The sequence below is a fragment of the Virgibacillus subterraneus genome (assembly GCF_900110695.1).
GTDB classification, from domain to species: Bacteria; Bacillota; Bacilli; order Bacillales; family Amphibacillaceae; genus Lentibacillus; species Lentibacillus subterraneus.
On sequence record NZ_FOEH01000005.1, the window covers coordinates 16398 to 37032 of the forward strand.

Annotated in this window: 21 protein-coding genes; 19 read left to right on the forward strand and 2 right to left on the reverse strand. The window is 38.4% G+C overall.

The window, feature by feature from the left end; all coding sequences use genetic code 11:
• Nucleotides 1-146: 146 nt before the first annotated feature.
• The 4 genes from BMY13_RS14000 (at nucleotide 147) to BMY13_RS19790 (ending at nucleotide 3140) form a co-directional block, all read left to right on the forward strand.
• A complete protein-coding gene (locus tag BMY13_RS14000; protein WP_092505298.1) occupies nucleotides 147-1937 on the forward strand; it encodes a S9 family peptidase in 1791 nt (596 codons plus the stop codon).
• Between the two features lie 194 nt (nucleotides 1938-2131).
• On the forward strand, nucleotides 2132-2569 hold the full coding sequence (locus tag BMY13_RS14005; RefSeq protein ID WP_092505300.1) for a VOC family protein: 438 nt from the start codon (nucleotides 2132-2134) through the stop codon (nucleotides 2567-2569).
• A 79-nt stretch (nucleotides 2570-2648) separates the two neighbouring features.
• Complete coding sequence (locus tag BMY13_RS19785; protein ID WP_245736113.1) at nucleotides 2649-2840, forward strand: SRPBCC family protein; 192 nt, start codon at nucleotides 2649-2651, stop codon at nucleotides 2838-2840.
• 18 nt (nucleotides 2841-2858) lie between these two features.
• Nucleotides 2859-3140: an SRPBCC domain-containing protein gene (locus BMY13_RS19790; protein ID WP_245736114.1), complete on the forward strand. Its 282-nt coding sequence runs from the start codon at nucleotides 2859-2861 to the stop codon at nucleotides 3138-3140.
• A gap of 109 nt (nucleotides 3141-3249) precedes the next feature.
• Here the strand turns inward: BMY13_RS19790 and BMY13_RS14015 are convergent, their stop codons facing one another.
• Together BMY13_RS14015 and BMY13_RS14020 are read right to left on the reverse strand one after the other, a co-directional pair.
• On the reverse strand, nucleotides 3250-3801 hold the full coding sequence (locus BMY13_RS14015; protein WP_175476816.1) for a tetratricopeptide repeat protein: 552 nt from the start codon (nucleotides 3799-3801) through the stop codon (nucleotides 3250-3252).
• Between the two features lie 18 nt (nucleotides 3802-3819).
• Nucleotides 3820-4290 carry a GNAT family N-acetyltransferase gene (locus BMY13_RS14020; RefSeq protein ID WP_175476817.1) on the reverse strand — a complete coding sequence of 157 codons (471 nt, stop codon included), beginning with the start codon at nucleotides 4288-4290 and terminating at the stop codon, nucleotides 3820-3822.
• A gap of 496 nt (nucleotides 4291-4786) precedes the next feature.
• Between BMY13_RS14020 and glmS the strand changes: the two genes are divergently transcribed.
• The 15 genes from glmS to BMY13_RS14105 all read left to right on the forward strand — a co-directional run bounded on the left by glmS (nucleotide 4787) and on the right by BMY13_RS14105 (nucleotide 20488).
• Nucleotides 4787-6589 (forward strand): glutamine--fructose-6-phosphate transaminase (isomerizing), encoded by a 1803-nt coding sequence (glmS, locus tag BMY13_RS14025; RefSeq protein WP_092505304.1) that lies wholly within the window; start codon nucleotides 4787-4789, stop codon nucleotides 6587-6589.
• Nucleotides 6590-6620: 31 nt separating this feature from the next.
• The gene (locus BMY13_RS14030) at nucleotides 6621-6800 is read left to right on the forward strand and encodes a hypothetical protein (protein ID WP_092505306.1); all 180 of its coding nucleotides are present in this window, start codon (nucleotides 6621-6623) and stop codon (nucleotides 6798-6800) included.
• Between the two features lie 537 nt (nucleotides 6801-7337).
• Nucleotides 7338-7844, forward strand: coding sequence for a MerR family transcriptional regulator (locus BMY13_RS14035; RefSeq protein WP_092505308.1), 507 nt, complete (start codon nucleotides 7338-7340; stop codon nucleotides 7842-7844).
• On the forward strand, nucleotides 7841-8281 hold the full coding sequence (locus tag BMY13_RS14040) for an SRPBCC family protein (protein ID WP_092493992.1): 441 nt from the start codon (nucleotides 7841-7843) through the stop codon (nucleotides 8279-8281). The genes BMY13_RS14035 and BMY13_RS14040 overlap by 4 nt, the downstream gene beginning before the upstream one ends.
• Nucleotides 8278-9810 carry an MFS transporter gene (locus tag BMY13_RS14045; protein WP_092505311.1) on the forward strand — a complete coding sequence of 511 codons (1533 nt, stop codon included), beginning with the start codon at nucleotides 8278-8280 and terminating at the stop codon, nucleotides 9808-9810. Before BMY13_RS14040 ends, BMY13_RS14045 begins: the two co-directional genes overlap by 4 nt.
• 669 nt (nucleotides 9811-10479) lie before the next feature.
• The gene (locus BMY13_RS14050) at nucleotides 10480-10842 is read left to right on the forward strand and encodes an ArsR/SmtB family transcription factor (protein WP_390314106.1); all 363 of its coding nucleotides are present in this window, start codon (nucleotides 10480-10482) and stop codon (nucleotides 10840-10842) included.
• A 33-nt stretch (nucleotides 10843-10875) separates the two neighbouring features.
• Entirely contained in the window at nucleotides 10876-11358 is a 483-nt protein-coding gene (locus BMY13_RS14055; RefSeq protein ID WP_092493995.1) for an SRPBCC family protein, read from the forward strand.
• Between the two features lie 31 nt (nucleotides 11359-11389).
• The gene (locus BMY13_RS14060; protein ID WP_092505313.1) at nucleotides 11390-12304 is read left to right on the forward strand and encodes a VOC family protein; all 915 of its coding nucleotides are present in this window, start codon (nucleotides 11390-11392) and stop codon (nucleotides 12302-12304) included.
• 163 nt (nucleotides 12305-12467) lie between these two features.
• Nucleotides 12468-12935 carry a hypothetical protein gene (locus tag BMY13_RS14065; protein WP_092505315.1) on the forward strand — a complete coding sequence of 156 codons (468 nt, stop codon included), beginning with the start codon at nucleotides 12468-12470 and terminating at the stop codon, nucleotides 12933-12935.
• 508 nt (nucleotides 12936-13443) lie between these two features.
• On the forward strand, nucleotides 13444-14052 hold the full coding sequence (locus BMY13_RS14075; RefSeq protein WP_092505319.1) for an ArsR/SmtB family transcription factor: 609 nt from the start codon (nucleotides 13444-13446) through the stop codon (nucleotides 14050-14052).
• Nucleotides 14053-14124: 72 nt separating this feature from the next.
• Nucleotides 14125-15375 (forward strand): MFS transporter, encoded by a 1251-nt coding sequence (locus BMY13_RS14080; RefSeq protein ID WP_092505321.1) that lies wholly within the window; start codon nucleotides 14125-14127, stop codon nucleotides 15373-15375.
• A 612-nt stretch (nucleotides 15376-15987) separates the two neighbouring features.
• Nucleotides 15988-16506, forward strand: coding sequence for a hypothetical protein (locus tag BMY13_RS14090; RefSeq protein WP_092505325.1), 519 nt, complete (start codon nucleotides 15988-15990; stop codon nucleotides 16504-16506).
• A 183-nt stretch (nucleotides 16507-16689) separates the two neighbouring features.
• The gene (locus BMY13_RS14095; protein ID WP_342729168.1) at nucleotides 16690-18366 is read left to right on the forward strand and encodes an MDR family MFS transporter; all 1677 of its coding nucleotides are present in this window, start codon (nucleotides 16690-16692) and stop codon (nucleotides 18364-18366) included.
• 498 nt (nucleotides 18367-18864) lie between these two features.
• On the forward strand, nucleotides 18865-19761 hold the full coding sequence (locus BMY13_RS14100) for a DMT family transporter (RefSeq protein WP_092505327.1): 897 nt from the start codon (nucleotides 18865-18867) through the stop codon (nucleotides 19759-19761).
• 67 nt (nucleotides 19762-19828) lie between these two features.
• Complete coding sequence (locus tag BMY13_RS14105) at nucleotides 19829-20488, forward strand: hypothetical protein (RefSeq protein WP_092505329.1); 660 nt, start codon at nucleotides 19829-19831, stop codon at nucleotides 20486-20488.
• The last annotated feature ends 147 nt before the right edge of the window (nucleotides 20489-20635 follow it).

Here is a 20635-nt window from a genome sequence, read left to right on the forward strand (position 1 = left end):
TCTATTCCAGAGTAATCATGAAAAACGAAAAAAGGAATAAACCACAAACGCACTATCTCCAATACGTAATTTAAGTTATAATTAATCTTACAAATGGAACTTTTCAAACATCTATAAAAAAAAGAAATAATTTTAGGGGGAAAATGATGATACAATTTCCAAAACCAACTGTGGAGCAATTTTTTCGTACGTATGTCATCACGAATTTTACAGTGAGTAATGATGAAAAACGTCTTGTATTCAGTTCAAATCTGAATGGAAAAATGAACTTGTGGGCAATGGATTTACCTGACACATTTCCGTATCAGTTTGCCCAGCATGATGAATCCTGTAGCTTTATCAAATTTGACCCAGGAAATCGCCACGTATTAGCTGGATTCGATAAAGACGGTGATGAGAACCACCATATTTATGCAATACCAAGTGAGGGTGGCTTACCGCAGCCATTGATTTCAGGGGGAGCAGCGGAGAAGTATTTTTTTGCGCACCTGAGTGAAGATGGTAAGCGCGTCTATTACATGACTTCAGAGGAAAACCCGTCATTTCTGAATGCGCGTGTCCGTAATTTGGAAAACAACACAGATACATTAGTCAATATTGGCGAAGTGTCTCCTACCGAATTAGCAGCTGTTTCGAAAAATGAGGATGCTTTTGTTTATTTAAGGGCTTTTGCAAATACGTTTGTTACAGGATTTGTTAAAACCGGTAAAGAACAGCACAGCTTAACTCCTGATCCAGAAAAAGTTCATGTAACATTCGATCCTGTATTTGTTGATGAAAAAACGATTTATTTTGTAACCAACTATGATAGTGAATATAGTTATGTTGCTGAATTTGAACTTGAAACAAAAGAGTTCTCATCACTGATTTCAATCGAGAATGAAAGCGTCGAATCACTGAAATTCAATAAAGAGAATAATGCATTATACCTTGTTACTGAAAATGGGGTTACGGATGAATTATACCGTTATGACCTGAGTGTCAAGAGTCTTACAAAACTGTCGGCACCAGTCGACGTCATTGAACAAATTCATGTAGCAAAATCAGGGAACATGTATGTATTAGGACGAAGCGCGACAGTACCACATAATATTTTTAAATCGGAAGACGGTAAAGGGTGGGAGCAATTGACCAACAACCGTGTGTTAGGACTGGATAACGATGATATGGTTGAGCCTAAAGTTGTTTCCTATAAGTCATTTGATGGGATGGAAATTGAAGCCTTACTGTTAAAGGCAAAACCTGAAAATGATAATGGCTATACGATATTTTGGCCACATGGCGGACCACAAGCGTCTGAGCGAAAGTCATTCCGCTCGATGTTCCAGTGTTTTCTCAACCGTGGATACACAATTTTTGCACCAAACTTCCGCGGCAGCACAGGCTATGGGTCATCTTTCGTAAAACTAGTCGAACAGGACTGGGGAGAAGGGCCACGTTTGGACTGTGTAGCGGGCATTGAATGGCTATTTGAGAAAACTATAACGGACCGTGAAAAGTTATTCTTGGTTGGTGGCAGTTATGGAGGTTATATGACATTATTACTTCATGGACGCCATCCAGAATACTTTAAAGCTTGCGTTGATATCTTTGGACCATCCGATTTATTCTCGTTCATCAATTCTGTGCCACCGCACTGGAAGCCAATTATGGACCGATGGTTAGGTGACCCGGAACGTGATAAAGAACGTTTTATCAAAGACTCACCAGTGACATATTTGGATGGTATGACGAAGCCAATGCTCGTTATCCAAGGAGCAAAAGATCCGCGTGTCGTGAAAGAAGAATCCGACAATATAGTAGCCAAGCTTGAAGAAGCGGGCCGTGATGTCGAGTATCTCGTGCTTGAAGATGAAGGACACGGTTTCTCCAAAAAGGAAAATGAAATTAACGTTTATAACCGTATGCTGGACTTTTTGGAAAAGCATAAGCTGTGAATTTGAAAGCGAAATAAGCTGAGATGCCTATTAGGAAATTGGCATCATGTTACCCCTTTGGATATTATTTTCTAAAGGGGTTTATGATAATTAAAATAAAACGATACTTCCATAATACGAAAGGGCCATATTGTTAATAAGGATATGTTCTGTTTTTAGCGAATTAGAATTACAAAATAACAGGAGGTATGGATATGAAGATCCAAAGAATAGATCATGTAGGTGTAATTGTAAATGATCTCTCTGCTGCTAAAGAGTTCTTTCTCGATTTTGGGCTTGAAATGCTAGGGGAAGGAGAAGTAGAAGGGGAGTGGGTAGAACGAATAATTGGGCTTAATGATGTTAGAGAGACGGTTGTAATGTTAGGGATGCCGGAAGGCGGGGCAACTCTGGAGCTGGTCAAATTCCATACACCGTCAGATGAAAAAGGTATTCAGCAATCTCTTGCAAACACCTTGGGTATCCGGCATATTGCATTTGCTGTTGAAGATATTGAAACCGTTGTTGCCAAATTGAAAAAGAAAGGCACGGAACTTATTGGTGAGATACAAAACTATGAAAACGCTTATAAGTTATGCTACGTTCGTGGACCAGAAGGGATTATTTTAGAGTTGGCTGAGAAAATCAGATAGATATTGAATGGCAAAGTGAAGGGGCACTTTAAGCAGGCATTTTATAACAATAATAAAATACTTCCGCTAAGGATGTTTCATGACAAACTCGTCAGGCAAGAAGAGAACTGATTCTGCTTCAAAAGTTATTAATGTATCAGCGCAAACTATCTACCAGCCATTCACTGACCCGGAGGCGCTCGTTTCATGGCTACCACCGGAAGGGATGAAAGGTAGTATCAACTTTTTCGAACCCCGGGAAGGAGGAGCCTATCAAATGTCTCTTACCTAAGTCAGCCCAGATCGTTCGATGCCTGGCAAAACTTCGGAGGACACTGACGTCGTTCGGGGGATATTTTTAAAACTGGTCGAGGATAAGCAAATCGTGCAGGAGATCAAATTCAAATCAGAGGATCCCTCGTTTGCAGGTGCAATGATCATGACCTGGGCTCTGGACACTGTCTCAGAGGGCACCAAAGTCACTATCATTTGTGAGAACGTACCTGAAGGAATTCGCCAGGAAGATCACGAAGCAAGCCTGAAATCCACTTTGGGAAATCTTAATCCATTTGCTAAACAGGGTAGAGCTTGATCTATAATTACTATCGTTTGCCGGTTCAAAAAAGTGGCATGATTTTAAAATAAATTTCACATGCCACTTTTTCCGTTTAGTATTCGATTGTAGGAGTAGAAAGATAGGACTACTTATAACTGCATGTTCGAATAGCGTGTTCGGTTTCTGAAATAAGATCTTTATTACCTTTTTCCAGGCGTATTTCCAAAGCTTTATTAAAGTAATCTGTCGCACGCTGAAATTCCTTTTGGTCAAACAGATTTTTGCCATAATGTTGATAGACAAAGTCCAAATATGCGCTATAATTCGAATCTGTTTCTGCCATTTCAATTAATTCAGCAAACATTTTGTTGGAAATATCGAATTTGTTCTCCCATTGATAGGTATTTGCTAAACGTATTTTATTAACAAAAACACTTTGCTCATTGTTCGTATTTTCGGAAATTGTAATTGCTTTGTTGAGGTGTTTTTTACTTTCTTCCAATTCACCTATTATTCTTAAAAAGTAACCAAGTAACCCGTACCGTTTACTTTTTTCATAATCATCATATGTATTATCATTAAGCTGTTCTTTAATATATAGCATTCCTTCAAGCATACTCAACTGATCCTGAGCAACTTCCCGTAAATTCGGTCCGTATTTAAATTTCATATTAAATGGGATATCTGCAATATTCATAGATTATCACCTTGGCTTTCAAATATTTTTTCGTACAAACACTCTTTCTAGTACAAAATTATTTTTTTGATAAAATTGTCTGGCAAATTCATTTTTAATCCAGTAATCGAGCTCTATGCAATCAACTTGTTCGTTGTGTGCAATTTGTTGGGTCTTCTCCATTAATGCTTGTCCATAGCCTTTTCGTTGCTCTGACTCGTTTATGCTGAGCTGATGCACATACAGGCTTTTATATGGATTTTTAAATGGTGTACTAGGCTTATTCAGTATTTCAAAAAAGATAAAACCTTTGTTTTCACCTTTATCTGATAAAATTAAAAAGGTGTATTTTTCATTTTTCGTTAACTTTTCAAACTCGACTTCCATTTCTGAATAGTTATACGGCTTAAAATAACGAGGGTATAATTTAACGTGCAGATTATGAACAACTTCATTTAGCCTTGCAAGTTTCTGATAATCATATGATCTAAATACTTTAATTAGATTCACCTCATATTTTTCTCCTAGTATACATGATGACATCATATAATGTACATATATGTAAACTCGACATATACATAATACAACACCCTTACGAAAAAAGTAATTGACCGTATAAGCTCGCCTCGGTTAAAATGTAATGAGCCCTATAAAAAGGTTTACTATCCGAAATTTTAGGATAAACACGAGGGTGGATGTATTTAGTCAAACATAGAAAGGTGGATCGATGTTATAACGTACGAAAAGCGCCTGAACTATTTTCTGGACGGGAACGAAGATAGTTGACGAGGTGGAGGTTAATCGAATGAATCGGCGGATACCTCCCGATTGCACATCCCAATCGATATGCTTTATTTTCTAAAACAGCAAGGTGACTTGTTGGACAATGGAATAAAGCAGGATGTATTAATTATATATACACGAGAAAGGGGCAGCCGAACGCCCCAGTATAATTAAACGTACAGGTCGTTTGTCTGCCTCTTTTAATCAAGGAGGATGCAACGATATGTGTGGAATTGTAGGATATATTGGACAGAATGATACAAAAGACGTATTGCTAAATGGACTGGAAAAGTTGGAATACCGCGGCTATGATTCAGCGGGAATTGCAATGTTAAACGATAATGGAATGAATCTTTTTAAAGTGAAAGGCCGAATTGCAGCATTAAGAGGCCGTGTAGATGAAACAGTTGAATCAACAATGGGAATTGGTCATACACGTTGGGCAACACATGGTGTGCCGAGTGCGACGAATGCACATCCACATCAAAGCACAACAGGCAGGTTCACCCTTGTTCATAACGGTGTCATCGAAAACTTCCAGGATTTAAAAAGAGATTATTTGGGTGATGTTTCGTTTATCAGTGAGACAGATACAGAAGTTATTGTTCAGCTAATTGAAAAAAACTTCAACAAATACCAAGACACTGCAGAAGCATTTCGCCAAACAATTAGTCTATTAAAAGGTTCTTATGCGATTGGATTAATCGACAAAGAAGATCAGGATACCATTTATGTGGCAAAAAATAAAAGCCCATTACTAATTGGCCTAGGTGACGGCTTCAATGTAATTGCAAGCGATGCAATGGCAACATTGAAAGAAACAGACCAATATCTTGAAATTTATGACCAGGAAGTTGTCCTTGTAAATCGCAGTTTTGTTGAGGTGCAAAAGCTGAATGGTACAGTTGTTGACCGTAAACCATTTACAGCACAAATTGACGTGAGTGATACCGAAAAAGGAACATATCCTCACTTCATGCTGAAAGAAATTGATGAACAGCCTTTTGTTATGCGCAGAATCATCCAGGAATACCAGGATGACGACAACAACCTTAAGCTTGATCAGGATGTTCGTGATGCAATGAAAGCATGTGACCGCATTTATATTATTGCAGCAGGCACAAGCTATCACGCTGGGTTAGTTGGCAAACAGTTCATTGAGAAATTAGCAAACGTACCAGTCGAAGTCCATGTAGCAAGTGAATTTTCTTATAATATGCCGCTGCTATCGGAAAAACCATTATTTGTGTTTATTTCACAAAGTGGTGAAACAGCCGACAGCCGATCAGTTTTAGTAAAAATTAAGGAATTGGGACATCCAGCACTAACGATTACGAACGTGCCAGGATCCACCCTTTCTCGTGAAGCGAATTACACATTAAATCTTTATGCAGGACCGGAAATTGCAGTCGCATCAACCAAAGCCTACACAGCACAAATGGCAGTATTAGCTATATTGGCAGTAGATACAGCACAGGTAAAAGAACTGCAGTTAGACTTTGACCCAATGCAGGAGCTAGCCATTGTTGCAAATGCGATGGAGGTACTAACAGAACAAAAAGAAGCTATTGAAGACTTAGCAAAGAACTATCTAGCAACATCACGTAATGCATTCTTTATCGGACGCAGCACTGACTACTATGTATGTATAGAGGGTGCGCTTAAGTTAAAAGAAATCTCTTATATCCAGGCAGAAGGTTTTGCCGGCGGAGAATTGAAGCACGGAACAATCGCGCTAATTGAAGAAGGAACACCTGTAATTGCTTTAGCAACACAATCAGAAGTAAATTACGGAATCCGCAGCAATGTACAGGAAGTAGAAGCACGTGGCGCAAACGCAATGGTCATGAGCATGAAAGGCTTAGAGCAGGATACGGATGCATTTGTTGTACCACACGTACATGAGCTCTTAACGCCACTAGTAAGCGTCGTACCGTTGCAGCTTCTAGCATACTATGCAGCACTGCATCGTGACTGCGATGTCGATAAACCTAGGAATCTAGCGAAAAGTGTTACGGTTGAATAAAGTTATAGAATGTGAGTAAAGAGTTTGTTGAGTGACAATAAAGTTGTTAAAAAAACACGCGTTATCGATTACAATTAAAGTAATCGAACGTGTGTTTTTTATTGGGGGAATGTCTGTGCCTTTTACATATGATGTACAAATTGACTTTATTCGAGATTTCAATATGAATATAAAGCGAAAAATTGAAGGTTTAAGTGTGGCTTTGACATAAAGTCGTACCGTTTGTAAAAAAGATATGTCGTTTTAACCCTTTGGATGTAATTTGTCTAAAGGGTATTCTTATGGTAACAGTAATATAAGGTTATACCGCAAACGGGCCATATTCTGAAGTAAGCCTGTTGTAATTATCAATAGACAAACAATTGAAAGATACGTTTCCTTGAACTAAGAAAACAAACCTCTCTAAATTGTAATGGCCCTACTTGTCAAGACATCAAAATTAAATATTTAAGATAAATGCTCCCTTCTAATTTTGATGTTTACATAGCCGTTTCTGTATTGTTTTCTTGGCTGTAATAAATACTTGTGGGTGTGAGTGATTGTTGGCTTCTGGAAAAATAGTTAAGAATGGTAAGAGTACGATTCGAATCGTTTATTAATACTTCTTGATAAACCTCCCAATATATATTTATTAGGTGGTTATTTAATCATGATAGGCATAGGCACTTGAACCTTACGTAACGTAATGATATATACTGGATTTAGGATTGATTGCTAGTAAAAAATAATGCGAAAGAAGGAGAGGATCATGAAACGGCTATGGAAAATTGGAGAACTCGCTAAGATAGCAGGATTAACTGTTCGAACTTTGCGATACTATGATCAAATCCGCTTGTTTTCACCATCAGAGCATACTTATTCTGGGCACAGGCTATACAACGAATCTGATATTACTGTATTACAGCAAATTCTATCATTAAAAGAATTGGGTTTAACGCTGAATGAAATTAAATCGGTTCAATCAGGTGATCGATTTAGCCCTATTGAGATCATATCACTCCAAATTACACGTCTTAAAGAAAATATTTCAATGCAAGAAAAACTGTTAATGCAATTAGAAAACATGTCAAGTTTAATGCATGAGGAGGAAAACGTATCAGTTGAAGATTTCACTAAACTATTAGGAGTGATGAGAATGAATCATGATAAGTATTTCATAGCTCAGCGTAATATTTGGGAGAAGCATTTAGAACGACTTGGTGACCACTTATCCGAAAGTCTGGACAATGCCAAAAAAGGAAGTGAGTTATTATGAATGGACGTTACGTATCTCACGATACATTTACCATTAAAAAAATCTATGATGCCACTCCTGCAACCGTCTACGCAGCATGGGCAGACCGCAAGGCCAAGACACGGTGGTTCCAGAAACCTATTGAATTTGATTTCCAAGTCGGCGGGCGCGAAACCAACCGTGGAGAATCACCAGAAGGTTCGGTGTACACCTTTGATGCACGATATTTACAGATCATACATGAACAACGTATTGTTTATGCCTATACTATGGATCTAGAGGATATACGAATTTCAGTGTCGCTAGCTACAGTTGAATTCAAGCCAACTGGCGATAGCACCCAACTCATCTTTACCGAGCAAGGTGCCTTCCTTGATGGATACGATACTTCAGCCATTCGGGAACAAGGTACGAATACGTTGCTTAACAATTTAGGTGAAGAATTGAGGCGTAAATGAATCATGTTATGATCGAGGCGGATAAACAAGCTGGAATACGGGAGTGGATTGGACTTGCTGTGCTCGGTCTGCCAACTCTTCTCGTTTCGATCGACGTTTCGGTGATGATCCTTGCCTTACCGCACATTGGCGCTGATCTAGGTGCTGACAGTACTCAACAATTGTGGATCATTGACATCTATGGCTTTATGCTCGCTGGTTTTTTGATTACTATGGGTACACTCGGAGACCAGGTTGGTCGTCGTAAATTGCTGATGATTGGCGGGGCTGCGTTTGCATTTGCCTCAATGTTAGCAGCGTTTTCTCAAAGCGCAGAGATGCTAATTGCATCCCGCGCAATCCTTGGCATCGCTGGAGCTACGCTAGCCCCATCAACCTTGGCCTTAATCAGCACAATGTTCCGTGACCCAAAACAACGTTCTTTCGCCATCGGCGTATGGTTGGTTTGCTTTATGGGTGGTATGGCTTTGGGGCCACTGGTCGGTGGCGCGATGCTGGAGCATTTCTGGTGGGGTTCGGTATTTCTACTGGGTGTTCCAGTCATGTTATTGTTACTTGTGAGCGCACCGAAATTACTGCCTGAATATCGAGACCCTATAGCTGCCCGATTAGATTTGATTAGCGTTGCGCTTTCATTAGCATCTATTCTACCCTTCATTTACGGGCTTAAAGAATCAGTTAAATACGGTTTGAATCTAATTTCGGTATTCACCATTGTTTTTGGTATTTTTTTTGGCACACTATTTGTGTTAAGGCAACGTAAGTTGAGCAATCCCTTACTTGATTTACGTTTATTTGCAAAACCTACTATTAGAATAGCTTTAGTAGGCATGTTCGGTATTACGTTGACAGGAGCGCTTATGCTTTTTGTAGCGCAATATCTCCAGTTTGTGCAAGGTCTTTCACCGCTCAAGGCAGGGCTGTGCATGCTCCCAGGAGTACTCATGTCGATGGTAGGCATGCTGATTTCACCTCTTATCGCACGCCGGATCCGCCCTGCGAGCTTAATCGGGACGGGACTCATGATCTCGACACTTGGCTGTGTGTTGCTCACTCAAGTACAGGTAGAATCAGGACTCATGATCTTAGTGGTAGGCTATGCGCTCTTCAATTTGGGTACAGCCCCTCTTCCCAGTTTGGCCACTGATTTAGTGGTGGGGTCTGCTCCTCCTGAGAAAGCAGGATCAGCAGCCTCCTTATCAGAGACGAATGCTGAGTTCGCCTTCTCGTTGGGCATCGCCATACTGGGTAGCGTTGGAACAGCCGTTTACCGTGCACAAATTGCAAGTGCCATCACTTCCGACATCCCTCCATCTGAAGAACATGCATCTCGCGACAGCCTTGCTGGTGCTATGTCTGCAGTAGAAATGCTTCCTGAGCACGTAGGCATGGTTCTTCTCTCAAGTGCCCGAGAAGCCTTTACTAGTGGCATGCAAGCAGTAGCTGCCATTTGTGCTATCGTCATAATTGGTATTGCCATTCTCACCATGACCGGACTCAGACAAGTAAAACCTATTGGAAAGGGATAGACTACCTGAAGCCCCTGCACCCCAACACTAGTAGCAAGCCCAGCAAGGTGGTTATTTGCTGGGCAGAGATACCGCGTGGGAGCATGGAACCACCCATAAAGATTATAAACTAACTAGCCTTGATAGATTTACTGCAGTGCGGTCAACTTACACGTCAGATCTTTGACAGTTTGATCGTCTGTTTGTGGATTTTTGAAGCAGCTAAACATTACATCTTCAACAGTAGGGCGCGATTGTGGAAAAACCATCAATTTAAACGACTTTATTGTTACATCTATGAAGTGTTATTCAGCAATTGCACCAAAAATTAAACAAATTTATTTTTACACCGTCCTCGTTTGAGGACGGTGTAATGCGTATTTTCGGCTTCAGAATAAGATGCACCATTTCCCCCTTTAGATATGATTGTCTAAAGGGGATTTTTGTGGCGAAAAGAAAAAGAACATACTAAAGTCGATAAATAGATTAAAGAAGGTCGAGGAACTGGCAGTGGTATAGCTTATAAGCCGTGGTTAAAGATATCTTCTCATTAGCGACCTCAATATAATAACGTAGTTAAAAATTCACTAAGCTTACAATTTCTTCTTGTATTTTCTTTCAAGAGAATTTTCCTTATTAGGAAATTTCTCTTGAAAGAAAATTTGAGATGTGGTATATTATCTTCAGATAATGAAAGGAGGGGATGTATGCATGAATGCCGCGACTTTCAGTGCTCTGGCTGAACCCAATAGAATGAACATCATTGAATTGCTGCGAGACCTTGGAGCGCTAACCGTCGGGGAAGTCTCTCAGAAGCTCGGACTACGAATGCCACAGTCATCCAAACATCTTCATGTTTTGGCTAAAGTTGGTCTTGTTAGCGTGAAGGCTGATGCGAACAGACGAATATATTCCATTCGTCAAGAATCGTTTGTAGAGATGGACAAATGGTTAGAATCTTTCATCAGAGATAAAGAAGAACAGTTTGACAGGTTTGAAGATCTTTTAATGAAAAAACAAGCTATTGAAAAGAGCGATGACGAGCAAATATGATGTTTCTCAAATTTAAAATAGAGGAGTGATAATATGTCAAAAACTCGGATTATAGCTGAAAAAGGAACACACGATGTAGTCATTTCTCGTATCTTTAATGCACCTCGGGAGCTTGTGTTTAAGACTTATACCGACCCAATAACAGTCCCTGAGTGGTGGGGTCCGAAAAGGTATACAACTACAGTAGATCAGATGGACGTGAAAAAAGGTGGCATTTGGCGATTCATTCACCGAGACGTTGAAGGAAACGAATATGCATTTAATGGTGTTTATCATGAAATCTCTTCACCTGAAAAAATAATCAATACCTTTGATGTTGAAGGCTATTCTGATTTTCTCGGACTTGTCACGATCCACTTTGAAGAAATGCCTGGTAGTAAGACGAAGTTTACCGAGACTACGGTATATCAGTCAGTAGAAGGTCGAGATGGCATGATAAAAGCGGGTATGGAAGAAGGAGCCATTGAACTCTTGGATCGGCTTGAAGAATTCCTGGATAAGCATCAGAGTAATTGAAGTTAATAACAATTCTAAGGAGGATTTAACGATGACAAAAACACATCAAAGCATCGTTCCGCATTTATGGTATGACAAGGACGCGAAGGAAGCGGCAGCGTTTTATGCTTCCATTTTTCCGGAATCCAGAATTACGAGTGTAACGCCACTTGACGACACACCATCTGGTGACTCTCATTTAGTTTCGTTTGAGTTGTGGGGGCAAAAGTTCTTGTCCATCAATGCAGGACCTATTTTCAAATTTAATCCAGCGGTGTCTTTCATGGTGAATTTTGACCCAAAGAGAGATAAAGAAGCGAGTGAAAAGATAAACCAGGTTTGGAACAAATTGTCTGAAGGTGGCAAAGTGTTAATGCCGCTTGACAAGTATTCCTTTAGTGATAAATATGGCTGGATTCAGGATAAGTATGGTTTGTCGTGGCAACTTATTTTAACCAATCCTGAAGATGATGAGCGGCCTACAATCATGCCTTCACTTATGTTTGTCGGTGATCAATACAACAAAGCCGAAGAGGCGATGAATTATTATCTATCAGTATTCAATAACGCAAAGAAAGGATCAATTGCCCGTTACCCTCAAGGTATGGAACCTGACAAAGAAGGAAGCATTATGTTTTCAGATTTCATAATTGAGAATCAAATGTTAGCCGCAATGGACAGCGCGGGAAATCATCCATTCAGTTTTAGCGAGGCAATCTCATTGACGGTATATTGTGACACGCAGGAAGAAATAGATAACTACTGGAACAAGCTTTCCGCAGTTCCTGAATCTGAGCAGTGTGGATGGCTGAAAGATAAGTATGGAATGTCCTGGCAGATTGTACCGAGAGATAAGGAAGCGATGATGAACAATGGAACACCAGAACAAGTTGCGCGCGTAACACAAGCAACCTTGAAAATGAAAAAACTTGATCTTGCAGAGTTACAGAAGGCATACAGGGGTTAATGAATACAGCCCGCTAGTTCACAGACATTTCAACTAGATTCAAGTTATAAACATCGTTTCTTAGTCAACTGCGGGCTGAAGTGTTTAAAAGAACTTCGTTGTGAGTTTTAACCTGATTTTTTTATTTATGAAAATTTCAAATTAAAAGGGGGAATCCTTATTCATGAAAAAATCAATTCGTGATGAAATGATAAACCGATTAGAGTTTTTTTTAGGTAAATGGGAAATAGAAGTAATTCATCCGCATTTCCAATCTAATTCGATTTATGGACAAACGATATTTGATTGGATGGAGAGAGAGAAGTTTATGGTTCAGCGAACTTCTATAAATCAATCCGAGTTCCCAAGCAGTACAATTGTTTATGACTATGATTCTAATACTGGTACTTATTTACAACACTATTTTGATTCACGAGGTGTAACTCGTCTATATAATATGAGTTTTGAAAACAATTATTGGAAAGTGTGGAGGGATACATCAGATTTTTCACAATTAGACTTTTGTCAGCGTTTTGTTGGAGAAATCAATGAGTCTGGAGATACAATAAAAAGTTCATGGGAAACATCACATGACGGTTCACACTGGGAGCATGATTTTAGGCTTATATATAGAAAAGTCATTCAGATATAAGACAAGATTGTTAATATTCCTTTATTCTTATTCAATGGGTGTAGATGCTAAATAAGGTGATCAATAGGATCGCCTTTTTCTCTTTTGCAAAATCTTCTTTAATTTGGACAAATATTTTAAGCCTTATAGAAATTTTTTTGACTTTAATAATGATGTAGCTATTGATTATGTTACATTTCCAACGGTTAATTTGCATGGAAGCGCCTAAAATAAATGACATTTATAAAAGTTCACCGTTACCCCCTTTTTGGGTGTTGTTTTTGGCTAAAGGGTCCTGTTGTGTAAATTAAAATTGACCAATGACAGTTATGAGGTTATTTTTCAGAATGCCTATTATAGCTGAACTGGAACGTTGAATGAAGAAGGTTAATCTTGTGACCGAATTATTACTAGTGAGATGTCAGTATTTTTAATCAGACTATACAAAAGAGTAATGCTGTTTGACAATATAAATTACTTGTTACATACTGTTGTTAAAATAATTTTACTGAGTAAATGGAGTGTACCGATGAAAGATATAAAAATATTGACTACGCATGAACAGCTTAAAGCTCTATCTGATCCGTTTCGATCCGAATTACTTTTACGCTTAATGGAAAAGCCAAAAACTGGACAGCAACTTTCCGAGGTATTTAGTCTTTCAAGAGCCCGTATTCACTATCACTTAAAAGAATTAGAGAAAAATGATCTTGTAGAAATAGTACACCAAGAAGAAAAGAATGGGATTGTACAAAAGTTTTATCAAGCTGTTGCAGGTGGATTCGTACCTGATCAGTCTCTGATACCTTATTCTGATATGACAGAAACGGTCAGACATATGATGATAAGCATGTTGGAACAATCGAAAAGAAGAATTCTTGCTGCCCCAGAGAAGTCATTACAAGATGAGTCTGGTTCTAAGGACCCTGCCAAATGGAAGTATAGGTCGAGTGCTTATGAAATTCATGCTAAAGAAGAAGATTTCTTGGCTTGGCAGCAGAAATTTTCAGATTTGATGGAGGAGCTTGCGAAAATTCAAAGACCTGAACCATCTCCAGATGCAAAACTATATTACTTTCACATGCTTGGCTTTCAGGTTGAGGAAGGTCTCTTTGAAAAGAAAAAAGGAGAATCTTAACATGTTCTTTTTTTTTTGGTAAACGGTTAAAATAAACTTACTGTGTAAAATAATTTATCAAGGAGAGTTATTATGGATAGTGTGAAGCAATTGGAAAGAGAAGCCATGATCCCTTTATCGAAATCTAAATCATTTATTTTATTGTGGTTTACAACTGTAATTTCAAGCTTAAGTCTTTCAATGTTTATGTTTATCCAATCATGGTATGTCGTAGAAAGTCTCGGTATGGAAGCATCTCTTGGAATTATATTGGTTTGTTTAACGACCATGCGAATGGTTTCTATGGTAATTGGAGGGGTAGTTGCGGATAAGAGTAGACAAACGAAAATTATGTGTTTTTCTGATATATCTTTAGCCTTGCTAGTGATTTCGCTTGCAGGCCTTTTCACTCTCTTTTCAGAAGTACCCATATGGGTTCTTGCTGTTAATGCAACTTTTTTTGGAGCTTGCGGAGGGTTATTCGAGCCTTCCAGAGATGCTCTTTTACCGAAGGTTGTTAAAATTGACCAATTAACAAGAGCAAACTCCCTACTTCAGGGAGCTATTCAAATTGCCTTATTCACTGGACCTTTACTCGCAGGAATATTGATCAACTTTTTCGGTTATAGCATAGTTCTAATTTTGATTGGGTTGTGCTTATGCCTCTCTGGGATCGGTGTTTTATTTATAAAGGTGAGTAATGATAATCTAAACAAACAGGAAAAGGTTAACCAGCCTTTTCAAGTTCAATTGATGGAGGGGTTTAGCTACACGTGGAATTCACCGTTATTGAGAGCTTTGTTTATCATTACAATTATTGTAAACTTCTTTATATCTGGTCCATTAATGATGGGTCTACCGATATTCGTAGAGGGAGTACTTAATGGAAGCTCTGTAGATTTTAGTTTTGTGCAGGGTGGTTTTACGTTTGGAATGATACTTGGTTCAATACTCATAGGACTTATTAACATCCAGCGTAAGAGAGGGGCATATGCATTATACCTAATTGCCCTTCAAGGGTCGGGGATGCTTATTTTTAGTCAAGTCAATTCTATCTTTGCAGCTGTAGGTATTATTATTCTTATTGGCATGCTTAACCCTGGTGTCAATATTCCACTGATTTCATTGGTTCAATCTCATTCTGATCAAGCAAAAGTAGGTCGTGTTATGAGTTTAATCCGTACGGGGTCTCTAGGATTAATTCCACTTTCATACGCTGTGACATCTGTGTTTCTAGGGTTTGGAGTACAAATACAAATTCTAATGGCATGGAGTTCTCTCCCTTTAATACTTAGCGTCGTTATATTGTATTTTGTATATCCAATATTGAGGTCAGCTGACTAATGACATCAAAATTAAAAACACAATTTTAGTTAACGAATTTATGTTTAGATGTAGAACCGTTTCGTCCACTATTCATACGGAATTGTGAGAGGATATAGTATAAGAGTGGTAACTATCACCAATTTTTGGCGATAGATACCACTCTTATTTGTTTAAAGGTGTAGGAATCTAAGCCTAGCGCAGAAAATACTGCGGTACTGACCAAAAGATGACTGCCTATGGAAGAAAAGGATGGAATTAGAAGTACTTGTATTGTTGGACATGAACCCAGTCATGTATTCAGCATAGAGCACCTTTTTGAACGCATTTGGAGGCTCAATTCCACGGGTGCTATCGCGGCAGTCACTGTGCAGATTAAAAAATTGGCGGGGAAATTGAAATGGATCCCTCCAATTCGCAATCCATTGAAACGATTTGGGAGAAGGTTACTAATTAAAGGATAATTAAATAATTTTCAACTGAAAATTCTCTTCCGGCGAGTTTTTAATTTTTATACGTTTTTTTTATACTTATTTTAGAATTTTTTTAGATGGAGTTTAGAAATAATGTTTATCCTGTAAGCAAAGGTAAAAAATCCAGACAAAATATCCAACGAGATAGGAGGTGATCACAATGAAACCGTTAGCGATTACACCAAAAAGATGGTTGTTGTCTCTTCACCTTTTATTTGCCGCGATTTTGTTCGGCAATAGTGTGATATTTCTTGTTTTAAGCATTGCCGCAGCAGCTACAGATGATGTGAGTGTATTGAAGGCCAGTTATACAAGCATGCACATAATGGCGACATCGTCAGTCCGGGCTTCTACCATCGGTACTGTTGTAACAGGTATTTTGCTGTCTGTGTGGACCAAATGGGGTCTGTTTAAGTTTTACTGGATTATCACTAAAGAGATATTAACGATTGTATCGATTGGTTTAGGTATCATCGGTTTTTATTTCTGGACATTGGAAGCTTTCTCCATTACAGCAGCTGAAGGCTTGGATTCTCTGCATAATCCGGTTTTTATCGAAAATCGACTTCAATTTTTAATCGGAATCATCCTTCAAATCATTTCACTGGGAACAATGATTGTCATCTCAATATTTAAACCATGGGGGAAGCGGAAAAACTTAAGAACAATTAAAGGGTAATTAAAGAATAGCTCATGGAAAATCTACAGAAACATAGTTTACATGAATCTAATTTAAAATAGAGGTTATAATTCAATGAATTAACTATCGTAGAAAAAACGAATCTTAAAAAACGTACGGAAGTCGTCGTCGCTATAGATAAATTAAATTTTAATGATCCGAAGAGGTAAGGTGTACGAATTTTTGACCGCAATGAAGGTGGGAACGACAGCAGTGAAGTTGCTGTTCGGGCCTGTCAGCGCTACAGCTGGCACAAGAATGGGGACACAGATTTGGTATAACCCCCTAGTTGTGGTGAGTGCCTCTCTTGCAGAACAAAGAGCCAAAAGGAGATGGATACTCGTGAATGAAAAAAGGAACAAGAGCGTGTTTGTTCTTACAGGATTACTGGCTGGGTTGCTTATGGCAGGGATGGACAGCACGGTAGTCGCTACGGCACTTCCCAGCATTGTTGGTGATCTTGGCGGTTTTGATAAATTTATTTGGGTAACGTCTGCTTACCTGGTTATGATGATGGCCAGTACACCGATTTTTGGAAAGTTGTCTGACATGTATGGCCGTAAACGATACTTCATCTTTGGTTTGTTGTCATTTTTATTCGGTTCCATGCTTTGTGGTACAGCCGGAAGCATGCTTCAACTCATTATTTACCGTGCCGTTCAAGGTATTGGGGGCGGGGCTCTTATGCCGATCGCTTTTACAATCGTTGTAGACATCTTTCCTCCTGAAAAAAGAGGGAAAATGATGGGGCTAGTTGGAGCGGTCTTCGGAATTTCAAGTATTTTTGGATCGCTCCTTGGTGCCTTCATTACCGAATATGTCAGCTGGCACTGGGTATTTTTTGTCAATTTGCCGATTGGAATGCTGTCACTTCTTATTATCGTCTTTTTTTACCATGAATCGTTTGAACTATCGCAGGAGAAAATCGATTGGTGGGGCGCTATCACGCTTGCGCTGGCGGTTATTGCTTTGATGCTTGCGCTTCAACTAGGTGGAATGGAATATGACTGGGGTTCCCCCTTCATCATTGGGCTGTTTACGGTGTTTGTTGCCTTGCTTGTCGTGTTTCTATATATCGAAACAAGAGCAGCAGATCCAATCATTTCGTTCAGCATGTTTAAGGATCGATTGTTTACGACGAGCTGTGTTGCAGCATTGTTTATCGGTGCAGCTTATATTACAGCCATTACGTACATTCCGATTTTTGTGCAGGGTGTATTTGGTGGCCGGGCAACGAATGCGGGTCTGATTTTAATGCCTATGATGCTCAGTTCCGTTATCGGAAGTCAGGCAGGCGGGTTTTTAACGTCGAAGACAAGCTATAGGAATATTATGATCATTGCTAGTGTTTTTTTTGTTCCGGGAATCTTTTTATTAGGTACACTGGACTCCGCAACAGCTCGTTTAATAGTAACGCTTTACATGGCTATTATCGGATTCGGCGCCGGATTTTCGTTTTCTGTATTGAGTATGGCAGCCATGCACAATTTTGATTTTCAGCAGCGAGGCTCGGCTTCCTCGACTAACCGATTTTCAATAACACTTGGCATGACCATCGGGATCACAGTTTTCGGAATAGTGCAGAGAAACATTTTTACAACAATACTGGCGTCCCAGTTTGCTAACGTTAGTAAATTGCCAAACACAAGAAGTTTATTGTCACCGAAAGTCCGTAACCAGATGTCGGAAGAGGTCTTGGATGAGGCGGTCGACGCCCTGTCATCTTCGATTGCATTTACGTTCATTGCTACGCTTGTTCCAGCGGTTTTAGGAGTATTCTCCATCCTTTTAATGTCGAATGAACGTATTCAGCCTGCCGAAGAAAACACTTCAACGGTATCTGATGCTGGACAAAGATGAAGGAATTGATTTCTTCGAGGAGCATTCTATATAACAATATAACGGGTTCAGTTACGGGGTAGAAAACCAAAAATAACAGACCATTTAGGGATGCAAATCGCATAGGATTTCGCATGCCTGTTTTTATTGTTTTCACGAAGGCAAATGGTAAATTTATGTTAAAATAAGAACAAAATATTTAGAATATTATGTTCTTAAAATAGTGAGGCAGTATTGTTGAAAAGAACATTATTAAAAGGAAAGGGGTTATGAATAAATGCAAAATGACGTGGAACCTAATTGTAGAAGATAAAGAGTATTTTTCAACATATGGAAAAGAAGGGGATAATCCTATGACATTAACTCAAATCGAGTATTCAGAGAAATGACTCTTCCACTAAAGGGGTGCTAATCTTTTAAAAGGAATTTCGCCTTCTGCAACCCATTGTGGTTGCAATGTTGAAAAGGGAATTTATTTAATGTTTTTTTGTTTAGAAGTGAAGATTTGAGGGTGGAAAGATGACCAATTTAAAAAAAGGATATACATTTAATTTATTATCAGTATTAATGATGGCAGTTGGTCCGTTATTATCAAAGTTTGGGCTTTTGCATATCTCACCATCCAAGGCTGCAATTATTAATACAATTGCAATTATTTTTGCCAGTTATTTGTGGGGGATAGCGACGAAAAAAACTGTTTCATTTCACTTTGAAAAAGAAATTATCTTGTTGGCTGTATTTAATTCCATGGGCGTAATTTTTTTGTTTATCAGTATGGATTTGCTATCACCAGTTCAGGTGGGGTTTCTTGGTAGATTTTATACTGTATTTGCTGTGATTTTATCCGTTATAATATTAGGTGAGAGAATGTCAAAAAGTGAAATTGCATTTATCATTCTGGCAATTCTAGGTACTTTTATGTTTGTTAATAAAGGTGGGGTAGGTAACTCGACAATATTAGGAAGTCTATTTGCTCTTTTATACACCTTCTTTTTTGCATTGACTAACATTTTTATTAAGAAAACTCTTTCTAAAGATAAAAACTCAAACTCTATATTATTTACAAACAATTCTATCACGCTAATTTTTGTCTTGATTTACGCAGTATTAGTTGGTGATTTATTTGATGGTAATTATTCGTATAAGGGTATAGCATTTATTATTTTATCCTCAGTTATAACTGGATTTATTGGAACAATTTTATTGTATGAGGCACTTAAATATTTGCGCTTTTCTATTGCCAACGTTACTAGGGCGTTTAGCCCTGTTCTGCTTGCAGTAATTTCATTCCCGTTTTTCCCTATTGAATTAACTGTCCTTAATATTATTGGAGCCATCCTCTTGGTAGTATCTATTTTATTACTTTCATTGGGAGATAATAAAAAACATAGAGAAACTGAAAACCAACCATCTTGATTATTTACTCTAACGGGTGGTGATTGTTTAAGTTAAAGAAATTATTATAAAAAGGTGTGCATTTAAAGTGAAAATACTTATTGGTCAACCTAAACGTGAAAAAGATTTGAGACAACTAGAAACTGAAATTGAAAATAATTCATCAGTAGACTTAATTCTTTATCCAGAAAGCTACTTTCAAGAAAGTTACTTAGAAAAAGTAAGTCAATTAGCTAAAACGTATAATACAGTAATTGTTACGGGTTATAAGGATAAACAAGATTTAGACAGGGTTCTTATTATCAATAATGAGGGCGAGGTTATTTTAGAGAGAGCAAAAACACCCGAAGAAGGGGAATTGTACACCCCTTCAATAACTGAATATAATGGAATTACATATGGATACCTGCTTTGCAGGGAAGTGTTTCAGGGATTAGAAGGTCTTAAAAATGAAATCTCATTAGATATAATTTTCAACCCCATTGGAGTCGGAATGTTTAGTGAAGAGCAATATTCAGATTGGTCTGGTGAAGCAAAAAAAATCGCTGTTCAACATAAATCATTGGTATTAGGAGCAAGCCACGCAGACGGTTCTTATAGAAATTGTGGTTTTTCAATTCCTATTGCCTATTGCTTTGATGAAAACGGAGAAGCCATATTACTTTCTAGGGATGACACACGCACCCGCATATTAGATACTGTTACAAAGACAGTAGAAATAATAGAGTATCCTGTCAAAACGAAATAATGCTTATTCTATATGCAAGAGTTTAACAAGGGATCGTCGAATATGGCGATCCTATTTTTGTCTGAAGAAATATTGGAATTTTATGTTAAATTAAATATGTGAACAAATGTAATTAAATTAATGAAGCATTTAGTGGAATAAGAAAGT

Excerpts from the sequence above, each read along its gene's own strand:
- BMY13_RS14090 (WP_092505325.1), top strand. The coding sequence starts at position 15,988 with ATGAAACCGTTAGCGATTACACCAAAAAGATGGTTGTTGTCTCTTCAC.
- BMY13_RS19790 (WP_245736114.1), top strand. The coding sequence starts at position 2,859 with ATGCCTGGCAAAACTTCGGAGGACACTGACGTCGTTCGGGGGATATTT.
- BMY13_RS14040 (WP_092493992.1), top strand. The coding sequence starts at position 7,841 with ATGAATGGACGTTACGTATCTCACGATACATTTACCATTAAAAAAATC.
- BMY13_RS14035 (WP_092505308.1), top strand. The coding sequence starts at position 7,338 with ATGAAACGGCTATGGAAAATTGGAGAACTCGCTAAGATAGCAGGATTA.
- BMY13_RS14050 (WP_390314106.1), top strand. The coding sequence starts at position 10,480 with ATGAAAGGAGGGGATGTATGCATGAATGCCGCGACTTTCAGTGCTCTG.
- BMY13_RS14045 (WP_092505311.1), top strand. The coding sequence starts at position 8,278 with ATGAATCATGTTATGATCGAGGCGGATAAACAAGCTGGAATACGGGAG.
- BMY13_RS14060 (WP_092505313.1), top strand. The coding sequence starts at position 11,390 with ATGACAAAAACACATCAAAGCATCGTTCCGCATTTATGGTATGACAAG.
- BMY13_RS14015 (WP_175476816.1), bottom strand. The coding sequence starts at position 3,801 with ATGAATATTGCAGATATCCCATTTAATATGAAATTTAAATACGGACCG.
- BMY13_RS14075 (WP_092505319.1), top strand. The coding sequence starts at position 13,444 with ATGAAAGATATAAAAATATTGACTACGCATGAACAGCTTAAAGCTCTA.
- BMY13_RS14005 (WP_092505300.1), top strand. The coding sequence starts at position 2,132 with ATGAAGATCCAAAGAATAGATCATGTAGGTGTAATTGTAAATGATCTC.
- BMY13_RS14065 (WP_092505315.1), top strand. The coding sequence starts at position 12,468 with ATGAAAAAATCAATTCGTGATGAAATGATAAACCGATTAGAGTTTTTT.
- glmS (WP_092505304.1), top strand. The coding sequence starts at position 4,787 with ATGTGTGGAATTGTAGGATATATTGGACAGAATGATACAAAAGACGTA.
- BMY13_RS19785 (WP_245736113.1), top strand. The coding sequence starts at position 2,649 with ATGACAAACTCGTCAGGCAAGAAGAGAACTGATTCTGCTTCAAAAGTT.
- BMY13_RS14055 (WP_092493995.1), top strand. The coding sequence starts at position 10,876 with ATGTCAAAAACTCGGATTATAGCTGAAAAAGGAACACACGATGTAGTC.
- BMY13_RS14000 (WP_092505298.1), top strand. The coding sequence starts at position 147 with ATGATACAATTTCCAAAACCAACTGTGGAGCAATTTTTTCGTACGTAT.
- BMY13_RS14080 (WP_092505321.1), top strand. The coding sequence starts at position 14,125 with ATGGATAGTGTGAAGCAATTGGAAAGAGAAGCCATGATCCCTTTATCG.
- BMY13_RS14100 (WP_092505327.1), top strand. The coding sequence starts at position 18,865 with ATGACCAATTTAAAAAAAGGATATACATTTAATTTATTATCAGTATTA.